This window comes from Marinactinospora endophytica, assembly GCF_054780875.1.
In genome coordinates this window covers 368,885-390,440 of sequence record NZ_BAAGVM010000004.1, presented here as the reverse complement: position 1 = coordinate 390,440, position 21,556 = coordinate 368,885, and the positions used below count along the sequence as shown (strand labels likewise).

20 protein-coding genes are annotated in these 21,556 nt (G+C 71.9%); 11 read left to right on the top strand and 9 right to left on the bottom strand.

Annotated features, from left to right (window positions below):
- The first annotated feature begins 506 nt into the window (after positions 1-506).
- The 8 genes from ACYVHU_RS10445 (at position 507) to ACYVHU_RS10410 (ending at position 8,968) form a co-directional block, all read left to right on the top strand.
- Positions 507-656, top strand: coding sequence for a hypothetical protein (locus ACYVHU_RS10445; RefSeq protein WP_159457255.1), 150 nt, complete (start codon positions 507-509; stop codon positions 654-656).
- Positions 657-711: 55 nt separating this feature from the next.
- Positions 712-954 carry a hypothetical protein gene (locus ACYVHU_RS10440; protein ID WP_144390082.1) on the top strand — a complete coding sequence of 81 codons (243 nt, stop codon included), beginning with the start codon at positions 712-714 and terminating at the stop codon, positions 952-954.
- The gene (locus tag ACYVHU_RS10435; protein WP_078761661.1) at positions 941-2,032 is read left to right on the top strand and encodes a type II toxin-antitoxin system VapC family toxin; all 1,092 of its coding nucleotides are present in this window, start codon (positions 941-943) and stop codon (positions 2,030-2,032) included. The genes ACYVHU_RS10440 and ACYVHU_RS10435 overlap by 14 nt, the downstream gene beginning before the upstream one ends.
- Positions 2,033-2,243: 211 nt before the next feature.
- Entirely contained in the window at positions 2,244-4,844 is a 2,601-nt protein-coding gene (locus tag ACYVHU_RS10430; protein WP_235000943.1) for a phosphoenolpyruvate carboxylase, read from the top strand.
- 68 nt (positions 4,845-4,912) lie between these two features.
- Entirely contained in the window at positions 4,913-5,785 is an 873-nt protein-coding gene (locus ACYVHU_RS10425; RefSeq protein WP_078761659.1) for a biotin--[acetyl-CoA-carboxylase] ligase, read from the top strand.
- Between the two features lie 330 nt (positions 5,786-6,115).
- Positions 6,116-7,123, top strand: a complete 1,008-nt coding sequence (locus tag ACYVHU_RS10420; RefSeq protein WP_078761658.1) for an adenylate/guanylate cyclase domain-containing protein — start codon at positions 6,116-6,118, stop codon at positions 7,121-7,123.
- Positions 7,124-7,244: 121 nt separating this feature from the next.
- Entirely contained in the window at positions 7,245-8,327 is a 1,083-nt protein-coding gene (locus ACYVHU_RS10415) for an S-(hydroxymethyl)mycothiol dehydrogenase (RefSeq protein WP_078761657.1), read from the top strand.
- A complete protein-coding gene (locus ACYVHU_RS10410) occupies positions 8,327-8,968 on the top strand; it encodes an MBL fold metallo-hydrolase (protein WP_078761731.1) in 642 nt (213 codons plus the stop codon). The genes ACYVHU_RS10415 and ACYVHU_RS10410 overlap by 1 nt, the downstream gene beginning before the upstream one ends.
- A gap of 228 nt (positions 8,969-9,196) precedes the next feature.
- Here ACYVHU_RS10410 and ACYVHU_RS10405 read toward each other — a convergent pair whose 3' ends face one another.
- From ACYVHU_RS10405 to ACYVHU_RS10395, 3 genes are all read right to left on the bottom strand, one after another.
- Positions 9,197-10,480 carry a sensor histidine kinase gene (locus tag ACYVHU_RS10405; RefSeq protein WP_078761656.1) on the bottom strand — a complete coding sequence of 428 codons (1,284 nt, stop codon included), beginning with the start codon at positions 10,478-10,480 and terminating at the stop codon, positions 9,197-9,199.
- Positions 10,481-10,543: 63 nt separating this feature from the next.
- Entirely contained in the window at positions 10,544-11,212 is a 669-nt protein-coding gene (locus ACYVHU_RS10400; protein ID WP_078761655.1) for a response regulator transcription factor, read from the bottom strand.
- A 178-nt stretch (positions 11,213-11,390) separates the two neighbouring features.
- Positions 11,391-11,876: a GtrA family protein gene (locus ACYVHU_RS10395; protein WP_235000932.1), complete on the bottom strand. Its 486-nt coding sequence runs from the start codon at positions 11,874-11,876 to the stop codon at positions 11,391-11,393.
- 97 nt (positions 11,877-11,973) lie between these two features.
- On the opposite strand from ACYVHU_RS10395, the gene ACYVHU_RS10390 reads away from it, so the two are divergent.
- Both ACYVHU_RS10390 and purE read left to right on the top strand, forming a co-directional pair.
- Complete coding sequence (locus ACYVHU_RS10390; protein WP_078761653.1) at positions 11,974-13,131, top strand: 5-(carboxyamino)imidazole ribonucleotide synthase; 1,158 nt, start codon at positions 11,974-11,976, stop codon at positions 13,129-13,131.
- Complete coding sequence (purE, locus tag ACYVHU_RS10385; protein WP_078761652.1) at positions 13,128-13,670, top strand: 5-(carboxyamino)imidazole ribonucleotide mutase; 543 nt, start codon at positions 13,128-13,130, stop codon at positions 13,668-13,670. The genes ACYVHU_RS10390 and purE overlap by 4 nt, the downstream gene beginning before the upstream one ends.
- A 38-nt stretch (positions 13,671-13,708) precedes the next feature.
- Here purE and ACYVHU_RS10380 read toward each other — a convergent pair whose 3' ends face one another.
- From ACYVHU_RS10380 to ACYVHU_RS10355, 6 genes are all read right to left on the bottom strand, one after another.
- Positions 13,709-14,323 (bottom strand): type III secretion system chaperone family protein, encoded by a 615-nt coding sequence (locus ACYVHU_RS10380; protein ID WP_235000931.1) that lies wholly within the window; start codon positions 14,321-14,323, stop codon positions 13,709-13,711.
- 54 nt (positions 14,324-14,377) lie between these two features.
- On the bottom strand, positions 14,378-14,791 hold the full coding sequence (locus tag ACYVHU_RS10375) for a CoA-binding protein (protein WP_078761651.1): 414 nt from the start codon (positions 14,789-14,791) through the stop codon (positions 14,378-14,380).
- A gap of 60 nt (positions 14,792-14,851) precedes the next feature.
- Complete coding sequence (locus ACYVHU_RS10370; protein ID WP_394330051.1) at positions 14,852-16,171, bottom strand: UDP-glucose dehydrogenase family protein; 1,320 nt, start codon at positions 16,169-16,171, stop codon at positions 14,852-14,854.
- A 414-nt stretch (positions 16,172-16,585) separates the two neighbouring features.
- Complete coding sequence (locus ACYVHU_RS10365) at positions 16,586-17,650, bottom strand: hypothetical protein (protein ID WP_078761649.1); 1,065 nt, start codon at positions 17,648-17,650, stop codon at positions 16,586-16,588.
- A 314-nt stretch (positions 17,651-17,964) separates the two neighbouring features.
- Entirely contained in the window at positions 17,965-18,585 is a 621-nt protein-coding gene (locus tag ACYVHU_RS10360) for a hypothetical protein (protein ID WP_498948198.1), read from the bottom strand.
- Positions 18,586-18,648: 63 nt separating this feature from the next.
- Complete coding sequence (locus tag ACYVHU_RS10355; RefSeq protein ID WP_235000929.1) at positions 18,649-20,013, bottom strand: LCP family protein; 1,365 nt, start codon at positions 20,011-20,013, stop codon at positions 18,649-18,651.
- Positions 20,014-20,553: 540 nt separating this feature from the next.
- Here ACYVHU_RS10355 and ACYVHU_RS10350 point away from each other — a divergent pair.
- A complete protein-coding gene (locus ACYVHU_RS10350) occupies positions 20,554-21,555 on the top strand; it encodes a glycosyltransferase family 2 protein (protein ID WP_078761729.1) in 1,002 nt (333 codons plus the stop codon).
- The last annotated feature ends 1 nt before the right edge of the window (position 21,556 follow it).

Here is a 21,556-nt window from a genome sequence, read left to right as displayed (position 1 = left end):
AACGCCGGTGCCGGGGCGAGGACGGTGGTCGCCGCCGATCCCGGTCTCCGGCCGTCCTGTCCGTTGAGGAGGTCGTCACCGCCCGAGCCACGTCACCGGTCATCCGGCCCGCGTGGAGCCGGGGAACGGCAGATCGGGGTGGTGGGCCTCCCGGATTCCCGTGGCCGCCGGTGTTCCCGGTTGTCTGCGACCGGACCGGCGCGCGGGGACGGCCCTCTCCGGCGCGCCCATTGGCCCCTGTCAAGGGCTCCCGCCGGCACGAGGACCTTCCGCGCCCTGTCGTCCACCACTGGCATGGGACCGTGGTGGGGGCGGTGGTCTCTTCCGAGGACCTGTTCACCGGGCTTTTCGGGGAACGGTGAATTCCGGTGAAAAAGGGATCGGAATTGGAGAAGGTGCCGCGCTAGGGCCGCGTTCATGTCGGATCTGCGTGATGAATTGCGGCGGCTCGTCGAGAGGATTCCCGAGGAGCGGTTGCGTGACGCGATCAATCTCTTGAATGAGCAGTGCATGCCCGCGCCGCCGCGCCCCCGGGGCTTCCGGAGTTCGTGGGGATGCTCGAGGGGCCGGGAGACCTGAGCATCAGGATCGGGGACATCCTGTACGGCGAGGACGCCCGCGAGGGGGAGGACGGCTCCTCGGGTGATCGTCGTTGACGCCGGTGAGATCAGGGGCCGGGATCGGAGACGGTGCCGCGCTAGGATCATGTTCATGTCGGATCTGCGTGATGAATTGCGGTGGCTCGTCGAGAGGATTCCCGAGGAGCGGTTGCGTGACGCGATCGATCTCTTGAATGAGCAGTGCATGCCTTTGCCGCCGCGTGCCCCGGGGCTTCCGAAATTCGTGGGGATGCTCAAGGGGGCGCCGTCCGATCTGAGCAGAAGGACCGGGGAGATTCTGTACGGCGAGGACGCCCGCGAGGGGGAGGACGGCTCCTCGGGTGATCGTCGCTGACACCGGTTTTCTGATCGCCCTGCTCAGCGAGGGCGACGCCGACCACCGGGCCTGCGTGGAGCTGTTCGAACGGCAGACCGAGCAGGTACGGGTTCCGGCCTCCGTGGTCGCCGGTGTCTCCCACGCTCTTGAGCGGCTCGGCGCGCCACAGGCGGAGGCGGCCTTCTTCGACGAACTCAACGACCGAAGTCGGTTCGTCGTGGTCGAACACACCCGAGCCGACTACGCGCGGATGGCCGATCTCGTCGGACGCCACCCCAACAGCGGGTTCGGGACCGCGGAGGCCGGCGCCGTTGCCGTGGCGGAACGGCTCGGAGGCCCCCAGATCGCGACCGTGACCCCCGGCCGTTACGGCGGTGTGCGCCCGGAGGGGGTCGACTACCTCCTGTTCGCGCCGCCCGACCAGTCCGACGCCCTGGGCCCGTTGCGGCCCCGCGATCCCGTGCCCGAGGACACCGAGGTCGCGACGCGGGGCGACTCCGCGGTCCTCGACACGGGGGTCCTCGTCAGCCTGGTCACCGGCGACCGGCACACCGAGGCGAGTGAGCGGTGGCTGGCGCGCAGCCGTGAGGAGCTGCTCGTCCCCGATCTGATCGTCGGTGAGGCGGCCTTCCAGATCCGTCGTCTCGGGGCCGAGGGGAACAGGGCGGAGGCGAGTTTCCTGCGCACGCTCGCCGAGGCACCGGACGTCCGTGTCGTCAACGCGCGCCCCAAGGACTACGGCCGCATGGCGCAGATCATCAGGGAGCACGCGGATATCAAGGTCGGGGGCTGTGACGCCTCGGTCCTCGTCGCGGCCGAGAGGCACCGCGCCACGTCCATCGCGACCGTCGACTCCCGTGACTTCCAGAGGCTCGCCGACCGGGCGGGAGCGTCCTGGCGGCTGCCGTTGCAGGCGGACCAGGCGGGCCGGAAGGCCGCAGTGAAGGATTTTCCCGCGGGGCCGGGCAAGGCCCTGGCGCGGGGAGCCGGGAAGAAGTCCAGGGCGGGATCCGGCCGGGCCAACCCGTTCCGTCCGGCCGCGCGCCTCCCGGACACGGCCGCGGGCAGGGAAGGTCCGCGACGCCGCGGTCCCTGAAGCCGGGTCCGGGAGGGGCGTTCCTCCCGGCTCGGCCCCGTCCGGGCGATTCCGTGAACGTCGGCTTCCCCGCATGGTCTGACCGGCTTCCGGGGCTTTGCGCGACGGCCGCCTCCATGTGACCCCCACCTCTCAAGTGGTTCAGACCAATCTGGGTAAGGTGACCCGCATGACAGCGGTTAGCGCGGAACGCGACAGTGCCCGCCAGGAGATGCCCGACCGGCTGCGGAGCGATGTCCGCCTCCTCGGCGAGACGCTCGGTACGATCCTCGCCGAGAGCGGCGGCGAGGATCTGCTGGCCGACGTGGAACGGCTCAGGCGGGCCGTCATCGGCGCCCGGGACGGCTCGGTCACCGGCGAGCAGATCACCGAACTCGTGGCCTCATGGCCCCTCGAACGCGCCAAGCAGGTGGCGCGTGCCTTCACCGTCTACTTCCACCTCGCCAACCTGGCCGAGGAGCACCACCGGATCCGGGCGCTGCGCGAGCGCGACGACGCCGCGAACCCGCCGCGCGAGTCGCTCGCGGCGGCGGTCCGTCACATCCGGGAGGAGGCGGGTGAGGAGCGGCTGCGGGAGTTCGTCGAGGGGATGGAGTTCCACCCGGTCTTGACGGCCCACCCCACCGAGGCGCGCCGGCGCGCGGTGTCCACGGCGATCCTGCGGGTCGGCGACCAGCTGGAACGGCTGCGCGCGGCCCACCCCGGCAGCGCGGAGGAGGCCGAGGCGCGGCGCCGGCTGGCCGAGGAGGTCGACCTGCTGTGGCGGACCTCCCAGCTGCGTTACACCAAGCTCGACCCGCTCGACGAGGTGCGCACCGCGCTGGCCGCCTTCGACGGGACGATCTTCCGCGTCGTCCCCGAGGTGTACCGCGCGCTGGACGCCGCGATCGACCCGGAGGGGACCGGCCGGCGGCCTCCCCTGGCCCGGCCGTTCGTCCGTTACGGCAGCTGGATCGGCGGCGACCGCGACGGCAACCCGTTCGTCACGCACGAGGTGACCCGTGAGGCCATCGCGATCCAGTCCGAGCACGTGCTGCGCGCGCTGGAGGCCGCCTGCGGGCGGATCGGCCGGACCCTGACCGTCTACACCGGGCTCACCCCGCCGAGTGAGGATCTGCGCGCCGCGCTCGCCACCGCGCAGGCGGGCCATCCGCGGCTGATCGCCGAGATCGTCAAGCGCTCGCCGGGCGAACCCCACCGCCAGCTCCTGCTCTTCGCGACCGAACGGCTGCGCGCCACCCGCGAGCGCGACGCCGACCTGGCCTACCCCGGACCGGAGGCGTTCCTGGCGGACCTGCGCACGGTGCAGCAGTCGCTCGCCGCGGCCGGCGCGGTCCGCCAGGCCTACGGCGAGCTCCAGCACCTGATCTGGCAGGCCGAGACCTTCGGCTTCCACCTCGCCGAACTCGAGGTCCGCCAGCACAGCGCCGTCCACGCGCGGGCCCTGGAGGAGCTTCGCGCGGGAGGGGCGCTCTCGGAGGCCACCGAGGAGGTCCTGGCCACCCTGCGCGTCATCGCCTGGATCCAGGAGCGGTTCGGCGTGGACGCCTGCCGCCGCTACATCGTCAGCTTCACCCGTTCCGCGGAGGACGTCGCCGCGGTCTACGAACTGGCCGAGCGCGCGCTGCCGTCGGGGCGGGCGCCGGTCCTGGACGTGGTTCCGCTGTTCGAGACGGGGGCCGACCTGGACGCCTCCCCCCAGGTGCTCGACGGCATGCTCAAGCTGCCCGGTGTGCAGCGCAGGCTGGAGCAGACCGGTCGCCGCATGGAGATCATGCTGGGCTACAGCGACTCGGCGAAGGACGTCGGCCCGGTCAGCGCCACTCTGCGGCTCTACGACGCCCAGGCCAGGTTGACCGCCTGGGCGCGGGACAACCGCGTCGAACTCACCATGTTCCACGGGCGGGGCGGTTCGCTGGGGCGTGGCGGTGGGCCGGCCAACCGCGCGTTGCTGGCCCAGGCGCCCGGATCGGTCGCGGGCCGGTTCAAGGTGACCGAGCAGGGGGAGGTCATCTTCGCCCGTTACGGTCAGCGGGCGATCGCGCGCCGCCACATCGAGCAGGTGGGCCACGCGGTCCTGATGGCCTCGACCCGGACGGTGCAGGAGAAGGCGGAGGCCGCGGCCGAACGGTTCCGGGGGGTGGCCGACCGGATCGCCGTGGCGGCGCACGACGCCTACCGTTCGCTCATCGACACCGAGGGGTTCGCCGAGTGGTTCTCCCGGGTCAGCCCGCTTGAGGAGCTCGGTGAGCTCCGGCTCGGATCGCGTCCTTCCCGCCGCTCGGCGGCGCGCGGCCTGGACGACCTGCGCGCGATCCCCTGGGTGTTCGCCTGGACCCAGACCCGGGTCAACCTGCCGGGATGGTACGGGCTGGGCAGCGGCCTGGCCGCGGCCGGCGACCCCGACGCCCTCCACGCCGCCTACACGGAGTGGCCCCTGTTCGCCTCGCTGCTGGACAACGCCGAGATGAGTCTGGCCAAGACCGACCGGGCGATCGCCGAGCGCTACCTCATGCTGGGCGGCCGGCCGGAGCTCACCGAGCGCGTCCTCGCCGAGTACGACCGCACCCGCGAGCTGGTCCTCAAGGTGACCCGGCACCACCGCCTGCTGGAGAACCGCACGGTCCTGTCGCGCGCGGTGGACCTGCGCAATCCCTACGTGGACGCGCTGTCCCACCTTCAGCTGCGCGCGCTGGAGGCGCTGCGCTCGGCGGAGGCGGGCGAGCTCTCCGAGGAGGACCGCAGCCACCTGGAGCGCCTGCTGCTGCTCACGGTCAACGGGGTGGCGGCGGGTCTGCAGAACACCGGGTGAGGTGCCGGTCCGGTGGTCGGCCTTGGGCCGACCACCGGACGCCTCCCCGGACACGGTTGAATGGGGGCATGTCCGCTGACTCCTCTCCCTACACCGACCTCGGGCGGCCACCGCTGCGAGACTCCGGACTGCGCCGGGCCCTCGTGCGGCCCGGGGGTCTGTGGCGCGAGATCGAGGTGGTGGCCGAGACCGGGTCCACCAACACCGACCTGGTCGCCCGGGCCCACGCCGGCGCGCCCGAGGGCAGTGTGCTCGTCACCGAGCACCAGACGGCGGGGAGGGGACGGTTGGACCGTGTCTTCACCACGCCCCCGCGTGCCGCGCTGACGTTCTCGGTCCTGGTGCGTCCGCGGGTGTCGGCGGCCCGCTACGGCTGGCTGTCGCTGCTCATGGGGGTGGCCGCGGCGGGCGCCGTCGCCCGGGTGGCCGAGGTCGACGTCGGGTTGAAGTGGCCCAACGACCTGCTCGCGACGGGCGGGGAGGAACGCAAGCTCGCCGGCATCCTCGCCGAGGTGGCGCCCTCGACGACAGACAGCGCGGTCGTCATCGGCATGGGGCTCAACGTCGCGCAGTCCCGTGCCGAGCTGCCCGTTCCCACGGCGACGTCCCTGGCGGTGGAGGAGGCGGCGTGCGTGGACCGCGACCCGCTGCTGCGGGCGGTGCTGCGCGGGTTCGCCGACCGCTACCGGGCGTGGCTGGAACGCGACGGCGACGCCGAGGCGTCCGGCCTGGCGGCCGAGTACCGTGCCCGCTGTGTCACGATCGGCCGGCAGGTGCGGGTCCACCTGCCGGGCGAGCGGATCCTGGAGGGGACGGCCACGGGGATCGACGCCGACGGCCGGCTCACCGTGGCCGCCGGCGACGGGACGGTCACGTCGCTGAGCGCGGGCGACGTCGTCCACGTCCGGCCCTCGACGGGGCGGGCGGGGACCACGCCGTGACCTCCGCCGGGCGGCAGCGCGGTCACCTGATGTGCACCATGGTGTCACGCCGCCGTCACGGCGGGCTGTGCGACCATGTGCTCATGCCGATCACGGACCGTCACCCCGCGGGGAGCGAGGAGCGGCACCGTCCCCGATCCCGTGCGGACGCGACCGCGCCGCCGCCTCCCGGACGTCGCCCGCGGTGGCGCCGGCGGCCGGGCGCGCGTTTTCTTGACGGCCCCGGCCCTCACGTACTAAACCGGCAGTCACGCGCACGCTCCGTGCGCCCATCCCAGGCCGCCCTCGGGTCCCAGGCCCGCCGCTCCGGCCCAGAACACGAGAGAACGTATGCCGTCGCGTCCCGACCCCAAGCAGATCGAAGCCGCCTTGATGGGAGGCGAGGCGCTCTACACCCGTGAAGAGGCGGTGCGGCGAGCCGGAGCACCACAGGAGTTCGCCACTCGCATCTGGCGGGCGCTGGGGTTCGCCGCGCGGGGCGATGACACCCCCGCGTTCACGGAGAGCGACGTCGAGGCCCTGCGTATCACCGCGAATCTGCTGGCCAACGGGGTGCTGGACGAGGAGGCCGCGATCCGCCTGGCGCGCGCCATGGGGCAGACGATGGCCCGCCTCGCCGAGTGGCAGACGAGCATCCTGACCACCCTCGACTACACCCCGCCGGAGACCGTGGAGGGCGGCCAGCTCGCCCCTCTCGTGGGCATCACCAAGGACCTGCTCCCCGACGTCGAGCGGCTGCTCGTGCACATCTGGCGGCGCCAGCTCGCGGCGTCGGCGGCGCGTACGCTCGCCGTCCTGGAGAAGAACGAGGACGCCGCCCCCAACTACTTCCCCCTGGTGGTCGGGTTCGCCGACCTGGTCTCGTTCACGACGCTCAGCCGCGAGCTCGACGAGGCCGGCCTGGCCGAGGTCGTCGAGGGCTTCGAGGCCACCTCGGCCGACATCGTGGCCTCCAGCGGTGGCCGGGTCGTCAAGACCCTCGGTGACGAGGTCCTCTACGTCACCAACTCCGCGGCCCAGGCCGCCGAGATCGCCCTGCAACTCGCCGACGGGGTGAAGACCCACGTCGAGGTCCCCGACGTCCGTGTCGGCCTGGCCTACGGCCCCGTCCTGGCCCTGTTGGGCGACGTCTTCGGCACCACCGTCAACCGGGCCAGCCGGCTGACCTCCTTCGCCCGTCCGGGCACCGTCCTCATCGACGAGGCGCTCGCCGGGCTGCTGGAGGACGACGACTCCTACCAGGTGGTGCGGGTACGCCCGCGTCACGCCCACGGGCTCGGCCAGATCCAGCCCTACGCCCTGCGGCGCAGCTTCGAGGTGGTGCTGGGCACGCCGTAGCCCCGCGGCCGGGCCGGCGCGCCCGCGGCCACCATCGAACCGACCGTGCGATGAGCTTCCACGCCGGCGTCTGATCCGGCATGTTGGGAACGTACACACTCGCCGATCCGGGAGGTTCGTCATGCCGTACGAGGTGAAGGGCGTTGTGGCGCGGGGCAAGGGGGCGCCGGTGGGGGTGGAGACGGTGGTGGTGCCGGATCCGGGGCCGGGTGAGGCGGTGGTGACGGTGGCCGCGTGCGGGGTGTGCCACACCGACCTGCACTACCGGGAGGGCGGCATCAACGACGAGTTCCCGTTCCTGCTGGGCCATGAGGCGGCCGGAGTGGTCGAGGCGGTGGGGGAGGGGGTCGATGAGGTGGCCCCGGGCGATTTCGTGGTGTTGAACTGGCGTGCGGTGTGCGGGCGGTGCCGGGCGTGCCGGCGGGGACGGCCGTGGTACTGCTTCGACACCGCCAACGCCTCCCAGCCGATGAGGTTGGCCGATGGGACGGCGTTGAGCCCGGCACTGGGGATCGGCGCGTTCGTGGAGAAGACGCTGGTGGCGGCGGGCCAGTGCACGCGGGTGGCGCGGGTGGACCCGGCGGTGGCGGGGCTGCTGGGGTGCGGGGTGATGGCCGGGATCGGCGCGGCGGTGAACACCGGTGGGGTGACGCGGGGGGACAGCGTCGCGGTGATCGGGTGCGGAGGCGTGGGCGACGCGGCGATCGTGGGGGCCCGGTTGGCGGGTGCGGGACGGATCATCGCGGTGGACGTGTCTGCGCGCAAGCTGGAGTGGGCGCGCCGGTTCGGGGCGACGGACACGGTGAACGCGGCCGAGGTGGACGTGGTGGCGGCCGTGCGGGAGCTGACAGGGGGGTTCGGGGCTGACGTGGTGATCGAGGCGGTGGGCCGCCCGGAGACCTATGAGCAGGCGTTCTACGCGCGTGATCTGGCGGGGACGGTGGTGCTGGTGGGGGTGCCGACGCCGGAGATGCGGGTGGAGCTGCCGTTGGGGGAGGTGTTCGGCCGCGGCGGGGCGTTGAAGTCGTCGTGGTACGGGGACTGCCTGCCATCGCGTGATTTCCCGATGTTGGTGGATTTGTTTGCGCAGGGGCGGTTGGATTTGGAAGGGTTCGTGTCAGAGCGGATCGGGTTGGAGGATGTGGAGGAGGCGTTCGCGCGGATGGAGCGCGGCGAGGTACTGCGATCGGTCGTGATGCTGTGATGACGGAGAACCTTCCCGACCCTGTCGACCGTCTGGTCACATCGGGCACCTTCGAACTGGACGGTGGTTCCTGGGAGGTCGACAACAACGTCTGGATCGTCGGGGACGAACGGAAGGCGATCGTCATCGACGCCGCCCACGACCACGAGGCGATCGCGCGGGCGTTGGGCGACCGCGAGCTGATGGCGATCCTGTGCACCCACGCCCACAACGACCACGTCAATGCCGCCGCCGACCTCGCGGACCTGGCCGACGCCCCGATCCTGCTCCACCCCGACGACGCTCCGCTGTGGCGGATGGTCCACCCCGGACGCGAGCCCGACGCGCCGTTGCTGGACGGGGAGCGGTTGCAGGCCGGCGGTGTGGAACTCCAGGTCATCGCCACCCCGGGGCACGCGCCCGGCGCGGTGTGCCTGTACGCGCCCGAGCTCGGCGTGCTGTTCAGTGGCGACACCCTGTTCAGCGGCGGCCCGGGGGCCACCGGCCGCTCCTACTCCGACTTCCCCACCATCATCGACTCCATCCGCGGCCGTCTCCTCACCCTGCCCGAGGAGACCCTCGTCCTCACCGGTCACGGCGCCTCCACCACCATCGGAGCCGAAGCGCCCCACCTGCACGAATGGATCCAACGAGGACACTGAGTCCGCTGCCGCCGGATCCCTCGGGGGACTCCGGCGGCCGGCCGTCCGTTCGCGTGAGGGGCCGGCCGGTCCCTCACGGTCCGGCCGCTTCGCCGGTGGCCCGGGGTGTGCGGGGCGCCGGCGAGTGGGCCATGGCCGCTGGCCGCCGATGCGCCGTCCACCGCTGCCGGTCGCGCTCCCGCGCCTCGCGGCTCCGGCGCACCGCACGGCCCGCCTCGCCGGTACGCCCTAGACCGGACCGGTCGTCCGGACCAGTCCGCCGGCGCTGGAGGGCAGGAAGACCGCGAACGTCGTCGGCCTGGCCTGGACGAGTTCCACCCGCGCGCCCTCCGACTCCGCGATGTGGCGGGCCAGCGCCAGGCCCAGCCCCGTGCCGTCGCCGCCGCTGACCTCACGTTCGAAGATGCGCGGCGCCAGCTCCTCGGGAATCCCCTCGCCCTCGTCGGTGACCTCGACCCGTACCGACTGGCCCGTCTCCACCCGTCGGATGGTGACCGTTCCCGCGCCGTGCTTGAAGGCGTTCTCCACCAGCGTCGCCAGGATCTGCGTCAGGTCGGTGGGGACGGTCAGCGCGGTCAGACCGGGGGTCCCGGTGAGCCGCAGCTCCCTTCCGGCCTGGGTGAACATCGGGCTCCACTCGTCGACGAACTGCTCGATCACGTCGTCGATGCGGACCGGTTCGACCTCGGGGTTCTGGCTCTTGCGGGCGCGCCCCAGCAGGCTCTCCACGATGCCCACGAGCCGTTCGGTCTGGGCGAGCGCGGCCTGACCCTCCTCGCGCACGACCTGCGGGTCGTCGGCTTCGGCGATGATCTCCTCCAGGCGCATCGACAGTGCCGTGAGGGGGGTGCGCAGCTGGTGGGAGGCGTCGGTGGCGAAGTGGCGTTCGGTGGAGATGAGGCTGGCGATCCGTTCGGCGCTGCGGTCCAGGACCTCGGCCACCCGGTCGGCCTCGGGGATTCCGTAACGGTGACCCCAGGGGGTGGTCACCCCCGATCCCAGTCGTTCGGCGGTGGCGGCGAGGTCCACCAGCGGCAGGGTCAGCCGTCGGGCCTGGAGGATGGCCAGGCCCACGGCCACGCCGATGGCCAGGAGGGAGAGCGAGGCGATGCCCACCCAGGCGCTGATGATGCTGTCGCGCACGTCGCTGGTGTCGCGCCAGATGTCGACCCGGACGTTGCCGCGGGAGGTCGCGGTGGCCTCCAGGGCGGTTCCGGCGCTGGCGTCTCCGGGGGTGTAGTCCCAGCCGCCGGTGACCACCGTCCGGCCGTTGGGGGGAGTGATCTCGATGCGGCGCCCGGGATAGACCTCGGCGAAGTGCTCGGTGTCGACACGCCCCTCGTTCTCCAGTTGCGCGTCGGTCTCGGCGGCGATGACGTCGGCTTCGCGCCTGAGCTGGCTGAGGCTTTCGCTGTAGACCGACTGGTAGGCCAACGCGCCCAGCGGCAGTCCCAGGAGCATCACCGCGATGACGGCGACCACCAGCGTGGAGAACAGCATCCGCCTGCGCATATCACCCCTCGTCCGCGCCGCGGCCGGTACCGGCGTGTCGGGGCTCCGGGCCGCGGATCCCCGTCACTCCCGTTCGAACCGGAACCCCACGCCTCGGACGGTGGTGATGTAGGAGGGCTGGTTGGCGTCGTCGCCGAGCTTGCGGCGCAGCCAGGAGATGTGCATGTCCAGGGTCTTGGTCGATCCCCACCAGTTGGTGTCCCACACCTCGCGCATGATCTGCTCGCGGGTGACGACCTTGCCCGCGTCCCGGACCAGAACCCGCAGCAGGTCGAACTCCTTGGTGGTGAGTTGGAGTTCGCGGTCGCCCAGCCACGCGCGGCGGGAGTCGTTGTCGATGCGCACGCCGTGGACGACCGGGACCTCGGCGCCGCCCCTGCGCAGGAGCGCGCGGACCCGGGCGAGGAGTTCGGCCAGGCGGAACGGTTTGGTGACGTAGTCGTCGGCGCCCGCGTCGAGCCCCACGACGGTGTCCACCTCGTCGGCGCGGGCGGTCAGGATCAGGATGGGCGTCCCGTGTCCTTCGGAGCGCAGCCGTCGCGCCACTTCGAGACCGTCCATTTCCGGCAGTCCCAGATCGAGCACGATCAGGTCCACGTCTCCCGCGCGGGCGCGTTCGAGAGTCTCCACGCCGTCGACGGTGACGTCGACCGAGTACCCTTCCCGGCGAAGCGCGCGGGCGAGTGGCTCGGAGATCGAGGTGTCGTCTTCGGCCAGCAAAACGCAGGTCATGCCCCTGATCGTAGGTTGGGCCGGAGGGTTTTCCCTATTATGCGCGCCGCTTGACTGAGGGTTGACCAAAAATGCGCAAGTCCCATAACCGGCATACTTCCCTTACTTCACACCCTGTCCGTGGTTTCGTGTCCGGTTGGATCGGACCTGGTGTGGCGGGGGTAGGGCACGGGCCCGTTCAGATCCGTCCCTCGCGCCGCGGGGTGGTCGGTTCGGGGAGGCCGGCGGGCTCCGCCTCGCGGAAGACCCACTTGCGGTAGGACCAGAAGCGGAACAGGGACCCCAGGCCGACGCCGACGACGTTGCCCGCGATGTTGCGGGCGAGCGGGCCGTCCAGGCCGAGCACCGACACGGTGAATTCCAGGCAGAGCAGCTGGATCACCAGACCGACGGCGTTCAACAGGAAGAACAGCGCGTACTCGCGCCCCAGGCCGCTGCGCGCACGGTGGCCGAACGTCCAGAACCGGTTGCCCAGGAAGGCGACCACGGTGGCGATGAGCGTGCCCAGCGCCTGCCCGGCCAGCTCGGACATGCCCAGGAACCACCAGAACGTGTTCGTGGCCGTCAGCTGCACCACGTAGGCCACGGCGCCCACGGTGCCGAACTTGGCGACCTCGTGGATCAGGTGGGAGAAGCGCTGGTAGAGCGCCCGGACGATACTCAAGAGCCGTTCCGATCCTCTCGCAGGTGGGTCACTAGAATTCCATGAGAGCCACGCCTGGCGACGTCGAAACCCACATCCCGTCAAGAGTTGAGGCAGTGTGAGTGAGCGTAATCGGTCCGTCCCCTCCGTTGGCATGGTGGGAGGCGGGCAACTGGCCCGGATGACGCACCAGGCCGCGATCGCCCTCGGGGTGGGATTCCGGGTTCTGGCCGACTCTCCCTCCGACAGTGCCGCACTGATCTGTGGCGACGTCCAGCTCGGTGACGACCGATCCCCATCCGACCTGTCGGCCTTCGCCAAGTCCTGCGACGTCATCACCTTCGACCACGAGCATGTGCCCGAACCGGTCCTGCGCGAGCTGGAGAAGGCCGGAACCGTCCTGCGCCCGGGCCCCGACGCGCTCCGCTACGCCCAGGACAAACTCCTCATGCGCGCTCGTATGACGGAGCTGGGTGCCCCCTGCCCGCGCTGGCGTGGCGTCGCGACCGCCGCCGACGTCGACGAGTTCGCCGCCGTCACCGGCTGGCCCGTCGTCCTCAAGGCCGCGCGCGGCGGCTACGACGGCAAGGGCGTATGGGTCGCCGGAAGCGGCGAGGAGGCGCGCGAGGTCCTCGACGGCGCGGCGCGGGCGGGCGTCCCGATGCTCGTGGAGGAGAAGGTCGTGTTCACCCGCGAGCTCGCCGTCCAGGTCGCGCGCTCCCCCTACGGACAGGTCGCCGCCTACCCCGTGGTCGAGACGGTGCAGCGCGACGGCATCTGCCACGAGGTCATCGCACCGGCCCCGGGCCTCGACGAGGAGCGGGCGGTGCGGATCCAGGAGCTCGCCATCGAGATCGCCCACGCGCTGGGCGTGGTCGGAATGCTGGCCGTGGAGCTGTTCGAGACCGAGTCGGGCGTCGTCGTCAACGAGCTGGCGATGCGTCCGCACAACTCCGGCCACTGGACCATCGAGGGCGCCCGGACCTCCCAGTTCGAGCAGCACCTGCGCGCGGTGCTGGACCTGCCGCTGGGTGCCCCCGGCGCCACCGCCCCCTACACCGTGATGGCCAACCTGCTGGGCGGCGCCGACCCCGACGTCTACCGGCGCTACGTCCATGTCATGGCCAAGGACCCCGGGGTGAAGATCCACTTCTACGGTAAGGAGGTCCGACCCGGTCGCAAGATCGGGCACGTCACGGTGCTCGGCGACGACTACGAGGACCTCCTCGCCCGTGCCCGTGACGCGGCCAGCTACCTCAAGGGAGACCAACAGTGACCCAGACAGCCCCGATCGTCGGCATCGTGATGGGCAGTGATTCCGACTGGCCGTTCATGCAGGAGGCGGCGAAGGCACTGGAGGAGTTCGACGTTCCCTACGAGGCCGACGTCGTCTCCGCCCACCGGATGCCCCACGAGATGATCGACTACGGGACCCGGGCCGCCGAGCGGGGGCTCAAGGTGGTCATCGCCGGGGCCGGGGGCGCCGCGCACCTGCCCGGGATGCTGGCCTCGGTGACCCCGCTGCCGGTCATCGGCGTCCCGGTCCCCCTGAAGTACCTGGACGGCATGGACTCGCTCCTGTCGATCGTGCAGATGCCGGCGGGGGTTCCGGTGGCCACCGTCGCGGTCGGCGCGGCCCGTAACGCCGGGCTGCTCGCCGTCCGCATGCTCGCCGCCCACGACGACGCGCTGCGCGCCAGGATGGAGGAGTTCCAGGCCGATCTGAAGAAGCAGGCCCAGGCGAAGGGGGAGCGTCTGCGCCGCCAGGTCGCCGAGGGGACCTCTTCCGCCATCGGGTTCGGCGTCGCCCGCTGACGGTTCCGCCGCCCGCCTCCGTGAGGCGGGCGGCGGGCTCAACGGGCCGGCACGCCGTCCCAGCGGGTCCACAGGTCACCGGAGACCTCGCTGAGCAGGTCGGCCATCGCGTCGAGTTTCGCCTCGACGTCTTCGGGGCCGCCGCCCGACGAGGTGCAGATCAGCAGGTCACCGTCGAGGACGAAGGCGGTGAAGGCGTGCCTGCGGATCGTCTCGCGCACCTCGTCGGAGAGCAGTTCCACGGGGAAGCGCGGTTCGGGGCTTTGGGCGTAGAGGTCGTGCGCGCCGCCTTCGGGATCGCTGATCTCGACGTAGGGGACCTCCGCCGGCAGCGCCATCGTGTGGACCGTGAGCGTCTCCCACTGGTGCGTTCCCGAGGGAACATGGAAGTAGTCGAACACGGTGAACTCCGAGCCCCGGTAGGAGCCCGACAGGACGTTGCGGACCCCGCCGATGCGGCCGGGAGGCAGCACCGGCCGCGGCCAGCCGTGGATGATCCGCTGGTCGTGCTCCGTGTAGAGCCAGCCGTTGCGGTCGGCCAACCTCCGGCGGTCGGCCGCCAGCCCGAGGTCGTCGGGCATGGGCCCCGGCCCACCGGCATCCCGTGTCTTCTGGGTCCGGCCGCGCAGCAGGGCCAGTCGTGGACGTCGCATACGCCTCCCCTACCCCCGAGGGGGGTGAGGGAATCGGTGTCGACCGGCGTTACCTCAGCTCAGCAGGCGGGGCCATTCGATGGCGGGACAGCGGTCCATGACCATGACCCGGCCGGCCGCGCGGACCTGCTGCGCGGCGTCCTCGTCGACCACACCGAGCTGGAACCACACGGCACGCACGTCGTCGCGGAGCAGCGCCTCGTCGGCGACCGCCCCGGCGTCCTCGGAACGGCGGAACACGTCCACCACGTCCACGGGGAAGGGGATGTCGGCGAGAGAGCGGTAGACCGTCTCCCCGTGCACGGTCTGCGCCGTGGGGTGGACCGGGACGATGCGCTTGCCCTGGTCCTGGAGGAAGCGGGCGACCCGGTAGGCCGGGCGGTCGGGGTTGGCGCCCAACCCGACGACCGCCCAGACCCTGGACTGCTCCAGCAGGCGGCGGATGACCTCGTCGTCGATGTCGTGCATGTGCGCACCCTACTCGTCGCCGTGGTGGTCCCGCCGCGCCGGGAGGGGAGGCCGGAGAACCTAGGGGCGGCCCAGGGCGCGGTAGGTCCAGCCGCGTTCCCGCCACTGTTCGGGGTCCAGCGCGTTGCGGCCGTCCACGATCCGGGGCTGGGCGACGACCTTCGCCAGCTCGTCGGGGTCGGCGTCGCGGAACTCCGCCCACTCGGTCAGCAGGAGGACGACCTCGGCGTCGCGCACGGCCTCCAGCATCGAGGTGGCGTAGCCGAGGCCGGGGTGGGCGCGGCGGGCGTTCTCCAGGGCCTCGGGGTCATAGACCGTGACGCGCGCGCCCAGCGAACTGATGGTCGCGGCGACGTCGAGCGCGGGAGAGTCGCGGATGTCGTCGGAGTTGGGTTTGAAGGCGGCGCCCAGCACCCCCACGGTCCGTCCGCTGAAGCTGCCGCCGATGAGACCGCGGGCGATGTCGATCGTGCGCGCCCGGCGACGCTGGTTGATGGCGTCGACCTCGCGCAGGAAGGACAGGGCCGGCTCCACCCCGAGCTCGTCGGCGCGCGCCATGAACGCGCGGATGTCCTTGGGGAGGCAGCCGCCTCCGAAGCCGAGGCCCGGACCGAGGAACTTGCCGCCGATGCGGTCGTCGTGGGACAGCGCCTCGGCGAGCTTGATGACGTCGGCGCCCGCGACCTCGCAGACCTCGGCCATCGCGTTGATGAAGGAGATCTTGGTGGCGAGGAAGGCGTTGGCCGACACCTTGACCAGCTCGGCGGTCTCCAGGTCGGTGGTGAGGAACGGGATCCCCGCGGCGATCTGCTCGGCGCAGACCTCGCGCATCACGGCCTCGGCCCGCCGTGATCCGGGGGCGGTGCCGATGACGATGCGGTTGGGACGCAGGGTGTCCTCGACGCCGTAGCCCTCCCGGAGGAATTCCGGGCTCCAGGCGAGCTCGACGTCGGCACCCGCGGGGGCGGTGCCGGCCAGGCGGGCGGCCAGCCGCGCGGCGGTCCCGACGGGAACGGTGGACTTGCCGATGACGACGGTCGGGCGCGACAGCAACGGCGCGAGCGCGTCGACGGCGGCGTCGAGGTAGGACAGGTCGGCGGCGTTGGAGTCGGCGCGCTGAGGGGTGCCCACGCAGATGAAGTGGACGTCGGCGAATTCGGCGACCTCGGCGTAGTCGGTGGTGAAGCGCAGCCGCCCGGCGGCCAGGTTGCGAGCCAGCACCTCCTCCAGCCCCGGCTCGAAGAAGGGGAGCCGGCCAGACGACAGGGAGTCGACCTTGGCCTGGTCGACGTCGATGCCGAGCACGTCGAAACCCAGTTCGGCCATACACGCGGCGTGCGTGGCGCCCAGGTAACCGGTACCGATCACCGAGATCTTCAGGCGCTGTTGTCCGACCAATGGTTTGTCCTTCCTACAGTCGGCCAAGACGTGTCACAGTGTGCTTCCCGGCCGACACGGGCGGTGAGATGCGCGGGAGGTCATCGACGCCGGACGACCATGGCGCGATGTGGCGGAACGTGGCGACACGCACCCGTCTGTTCTTGCCGTCCATGGTGCGGTAGGGGAAGGGACCCGAACCAGCGTTCCTCAATGAGACATTGCCGAACTCGGCCCTAACACCACCTCAACCCTGCCCTAAAGCAGAACGGCCGCATCTTATGTGACTTTTTGAGATGGTACGTATGCGGGGGGCCGTTACACGGTTCCCTCTTCCCTCGCATTCCCTCGCAGTTCAGCACGACGCCCACCCGCGCCGAGTGCGGATGGGCGTCGTGGAAGCCGCGGTGGAGCCGGTCACCAACGCGATGGCGGACCGCTGTAGGGGTAGTCCTCCTCATCGGGTTCCCGGGGCGGCGGCCACTGCACGGGCTCGGTCATCCGGGGAGCCGGGCCTCCGTAACGGTGCTGGAACTCGCGGGGCGCCGAAGGCGGCCCCGCGGGCGGCGGCGCGGTCTGCGGCGCGCGGGGCGCGGGCCCGGTGTTGTGGAAGTGGGGCGTCTCACGGGGCGCGGGCGCCGTGGCGGGCGTCATCCGCGGAGCCGGTTGCGGGATGGTCGGCGCGGCCTGCGCGAACGGCTCGGTGCCGGCGAAGTGCCGTGGCCTCTGCGGAGCCGGCGCGGCGTTCGCGGGCAGCGGCCCGGTCCCGTACAGGTGCGGGACGTCAGGCGGACGCCGGTGCGTCGGTTCGTGCGAGGTGGCCGGACGCTGCCCCCACGCAGGCGGCGTGTCGTGGCCGCCGTGCCGAGGGTGCGGTGGCTGCCGCATTTCCCGGGGACGTGCCGCGCGGGGCTCCGGCCCCGCCGGTGGACGTGGCCCGGTGTGCGGCGAGGGCGGGATCACCCGGACCCCCTCGTCCGTCTCCCAGCGGTCCCAGGTGGGGGGCGGGGGCGTCCACGGGTCGGCGGGACGCTCGGCGGGACGCTCCATGACGGTCTCGGGAACGGCCTCGGCCGTCCGGCGCGCCGCCGGCCGCCACCGCGATGCGGGAACCGAGGCGGCGATCAGCAGTCCGCCCAGCAGCAGGTAGACCACCGCGCCGCCGCCCAGCCGCCCCAGCGGGGTGAGGCCGGTCGCCAGCTCGGCGAACACCGGTGAGAGCGCGAACAGCCCCAGCGCCGTCAGCGTGACACCGGGAAGCAGCGAGGCCAGCGGTGACATTCTCGACCCCGCGAGAGGTCCGAGGAGCAGTCCCAGGATGAACACCGAGGCCAGTCCGGGCAGGTAAAGCCCGGGATCCACGTGGAGCGCCATCATCGCCGCGCGCAGAGAGTCAGCCCCCCAGCCCAGCGCGAACACCGAGACCGGTGCAGCGACCAGACCGACCCCTGCTCCGATGAGGTGCCGTAGCCCGTCCGACATGCCAAACCCCCTTCGTCGTCCCTGTTGGGAGGACGCGATCCGACTCTAGTCGCAGGACGCCTACCTGCGACGGAACCCGCGCCAGAGGCGTGTTCCAGTGGTCGGACAACGGTGGGAGGGCTCGGAGACGGCGGGGAGTCCGACCACCGCGCCCCGGGGCGCGGTGGGCCCCTCGTCTGCCCGGGTTGTCCGGGTGGGAGGGGGTGGGGAACCCGGTGGGAGAGGACGCCGCCCGGACACGTGGTGCTCCACGACGGGCGCGCCGATCCCCGTGTCGGACGCCGCGGCACGGAACTCACCGCCGCCGACGCGGATCAGCGGTCGTCGCGCAACACCCGGGTCTGGTCCCCGGGATCGGGAGAACCCCAGGTCGTGGTCTCGAAGCCGTTCTCACCCCGCCGGAAGGGGGTGGTGGTGCGGCTGGAGTCGTCGTCCGCGGGAAGCGGGCCGGCCACGGGCGGCGCGGCGGCGATCCGGGGCTCCGCCCCGGGACGGGGCCCGTCGGCGCGCGGACGCGAACGCCAGCGCGACGGCGTGAGCGAGGAGATGAACAGCAGCGTCCCCAGGGCGAGGTTCAGCGGCAGGGCGGGACCCAGGGGGTGGAACAGCGAACCGGGCGCGATCCACGAGGGCAGGGCCGACGCCAACGAACCGGGATCGAGCAGCGGCCACAGCCCCACGGCCAGCAGTGCGCCGCCCGAGACGAAGGCCGCCAGGGGGGAGACCCGGGAACCGGCCAGGACCCCGCAGACCAGGCCGATCGCCATCACGGCGGCGACCGCGGTGAGCAGCGTGGGGTCCCCGGGGTCGATGTCCCCCATGCGTGCCTCGATCGTCGCGGCCGACCACGCGGTGCCGGCCCACAGCAGTGGGGTGACAAGGAGCCCGATCGGCAGACCGAGCAGATGGCGCAACACGGCGTCCTCCCGGAACAAGCGGTTGCCCGTGGTATTACCACTCGGACCACGGGGCTAACGTGGGCCGTCCCTCACGCTCCCTCAGGCACAGATGTTCTCCTGCGCGGTCGAGGTGTGCACCATGTCACGTCCGCCCGCCCCGACACCGCTTGCGGCCGCGGGCTCCGCGACGGCGGTGTCGGCCGGCGCGTCGACGCCGCCGTAGCCGGAGCCGACCACGACCTGGACCCGTTCGGACAGCGACGTGTCCTCCTCCAGGACGGCCCCGGGGATCGCCGCGGCGACGAGGGCCGCGGCGTCGGCCTGCTCCGGCGCGTGGCGGACCAGGGTCTGGGTGACCCCCAACGAGGGCCAGTTGCTCGCCTGCTCCGGTACCTGGAAGCCGGCCCCGGCCAGGTCGGCGGCCGCCCGCGCGCCCAGACCGGGGGCGCCGGCCCCGTTGAACACCTCAAGAGTGACCTCCTGCGGAGTCGGTCCCGGCCGGGACTCGGAGCGCGCGGGCTCCTCCTCACCGTCCTTGCCGGTCAGCGGCTCATCCGCCGCGACCTTGTCGAACAGCTCCTCGGCGGCCTCGCTGTTCCAGGTCACCGCGGTCTCGCCGTTGGGCGTCCGAAAGTCCATGGAGGAGACCGGGACCTGGGTGAAGGCGACGTCGTCCAGTTTGATCGAGCGCAGCTGGGCGGCCAGCTGGTTGATGGCCGCGGTGTCCAGTCCCTCGTCAACGGTGACCGACCCGAGCGCGGTGTCCAGGAAGCGGGTGAGCTTGTCGGGGTTGCCGAGGGTGTCGGAGTCGAGCGCCTTGTCGAGAAGCGCGGCCATCACCTGCTGCTGCCGGTCGATGCGGTCGAGGTCGCCGTCCACGGTCTTGCGGGTCCGGGCGAACGCCAGGGCCTCGGTGCCGTCCACGTGGTGGGTTCCCGCGCCCATGTTCAGGTGGGCCTTTTCGTCGTAGATGGGCTCCTCCAGGCACACCTCGATGCCCCCGAGCGCGTCCACGACATCGACGAAGCCGGCGAAGTCGACCTCGACGTAGTGGTCGATGCGCACGCCCGTGGTCGACTCCACGGTCTGGATGGCGAGCTGGGGGCCGCCGTAGGCGTAGGCCGCGTTGATCTTGGCCTCCCCGTGTCCGGGGACGCGCACCCACGAGTCGCGCGGAATGCCGATGACGGTGATCTGGTCCCGGTCCTCGTTGACGTGCACCAGCATCATCGTGTCGGAACGCTGTCCGGCCGCGTTGCCGACCCCGAGTTCGGCCTGTGCCCCGCGGTCGAGCTCGCCACGGCTGTCGGAGCCGATGACGAGGAAGTCCAGCGCGCCGGTGGCCCCCGCGGCCGGACGGTCGCCCCCGAGGCCCGCGAACACGTCGAACCGGTTGAGTCGCCCCGAGACCCAACTGGTGAGGGCCCACGCGGTCCCCGAGGCGAGCAGCACGACGACGGACATGGTGCCCGCCAGCAGCAGCCCGGCCCGTTTACGCCGGGCCCGCCTGCTCGGAAGGGCGAAGGGGCGCCGCGGGGACGCGCCGGACGTTCCGCCCGGCGGGGTCGGGCCCGACCGGACACGGCGGAACTCCGGAGAGGAGCCCCGCCCGTTTCTCCCTGTGTCGCCGTTCACCGGATGAGCCCCCGTCCCATCGACCGTCCCCCTTCCACCTGAATGTCCCCTAGGGTGTCAGGAATCCACCCACCGGTCCCGGGACGCCACGCCCGGGCGTGGCGTCCGTACCCCTCCGACGGTTCAAGGGCCGGCGTGGTGGCCGCGATGGCCGGACACGGACGAGCGACGGGGGACCGTGGCCCCGCGCCCCGGTTCCCGATTGGTCAATCCAGGCCGGGCGGCGCACAATGGAGGGGCGCGGCGCCGCCGCACAACGGCCGTGTCCCTTGGCGTGACGCGGCTTTCGACCCGTGCAGTAGCGTTGCCCACGCGCGCCATCGCGCGGTCCCCCGATTCGTTCTCCACCACCTTTTCTTGGACATGCCCGTGACCTGGCCGGCCGTATCGGTTGTAATGCCCATCCTCAACGAGGAACGCCACCTCGCCGCCGCCGTGCGCCACGTCCTCAGCCAGGACTATCCCGGCGACATGGAGGTCGTGCTCGCGGTGGGACCGTCGAAGGACCGCACCCAGGAGGTCGCCGACGCCCTCGCGGCGGAGGACCCCAGGGTCAAGGTGGTCCCCAACCCCACCGGGCGCACCCCGGCCGGCCTCAATGCCGCGATCGCCGCCTCCTCGCACGGGATCGTGGCACGTGTGGACGGCCACGCCATGATGCCCGCGGACTACCTGCGCGTGGCCGTGGAGACCCTGGAGCAGACCGGGGCCGACAACGTCGGCGGGATCATGGCGGCCGAGGGGGAGACCCCTTGGGAGCAGGCCGTCGCCAAGGCCATGACCTCCAAGGTCGGTGTCGGCAACGCGCGCTTCCACACGGGGGGCGAGGGGGGCCCCGCCGACACCGTCTACCTCGGGGTGTTCCGCCGTTCCGCCCTGGACCGGGTCGGCGGCTACGACGAGGCGTTCCTGCGCGCCCAGGACTGGGAGATGAACCACCGCATCCGCCAGACCGGCGGAACCGTGTGGTTCCAGCCGCGCATGCGGGTGTCCTACCGGCCGCGCCCCAACGCCAAGGCCCTGGCCAAGCAGTACTTCCACTACGGTCGCTGGCGGCGTGTGGTGGCCCGGCAGCACAAGGGCACGATCAACCTGCGCTATCTCGCCCCGCCGACGGCGGTCGTGGCCTTCGCCGCGGGCCTGCTCGGGGGTTTCCTGTTCTGGCCGGCCTGGCTCGTCCCGGCCGCCTACCTGGTCGCCATCGCCGCGGTCTCCGTCCCGCTCGGGTCGGGGCTGGGCCTCAAGGGGCGCCTGTGCGTCCCCGTGGCGCTGGTCACCATGCACATGTCCTGGGGAAGCGGCTTCCTGACCAGCCCGCGGGGGCTCGGCTCCGACTCCCGCACGGCCCGGGCACAGCACCAGGACGCCTGAC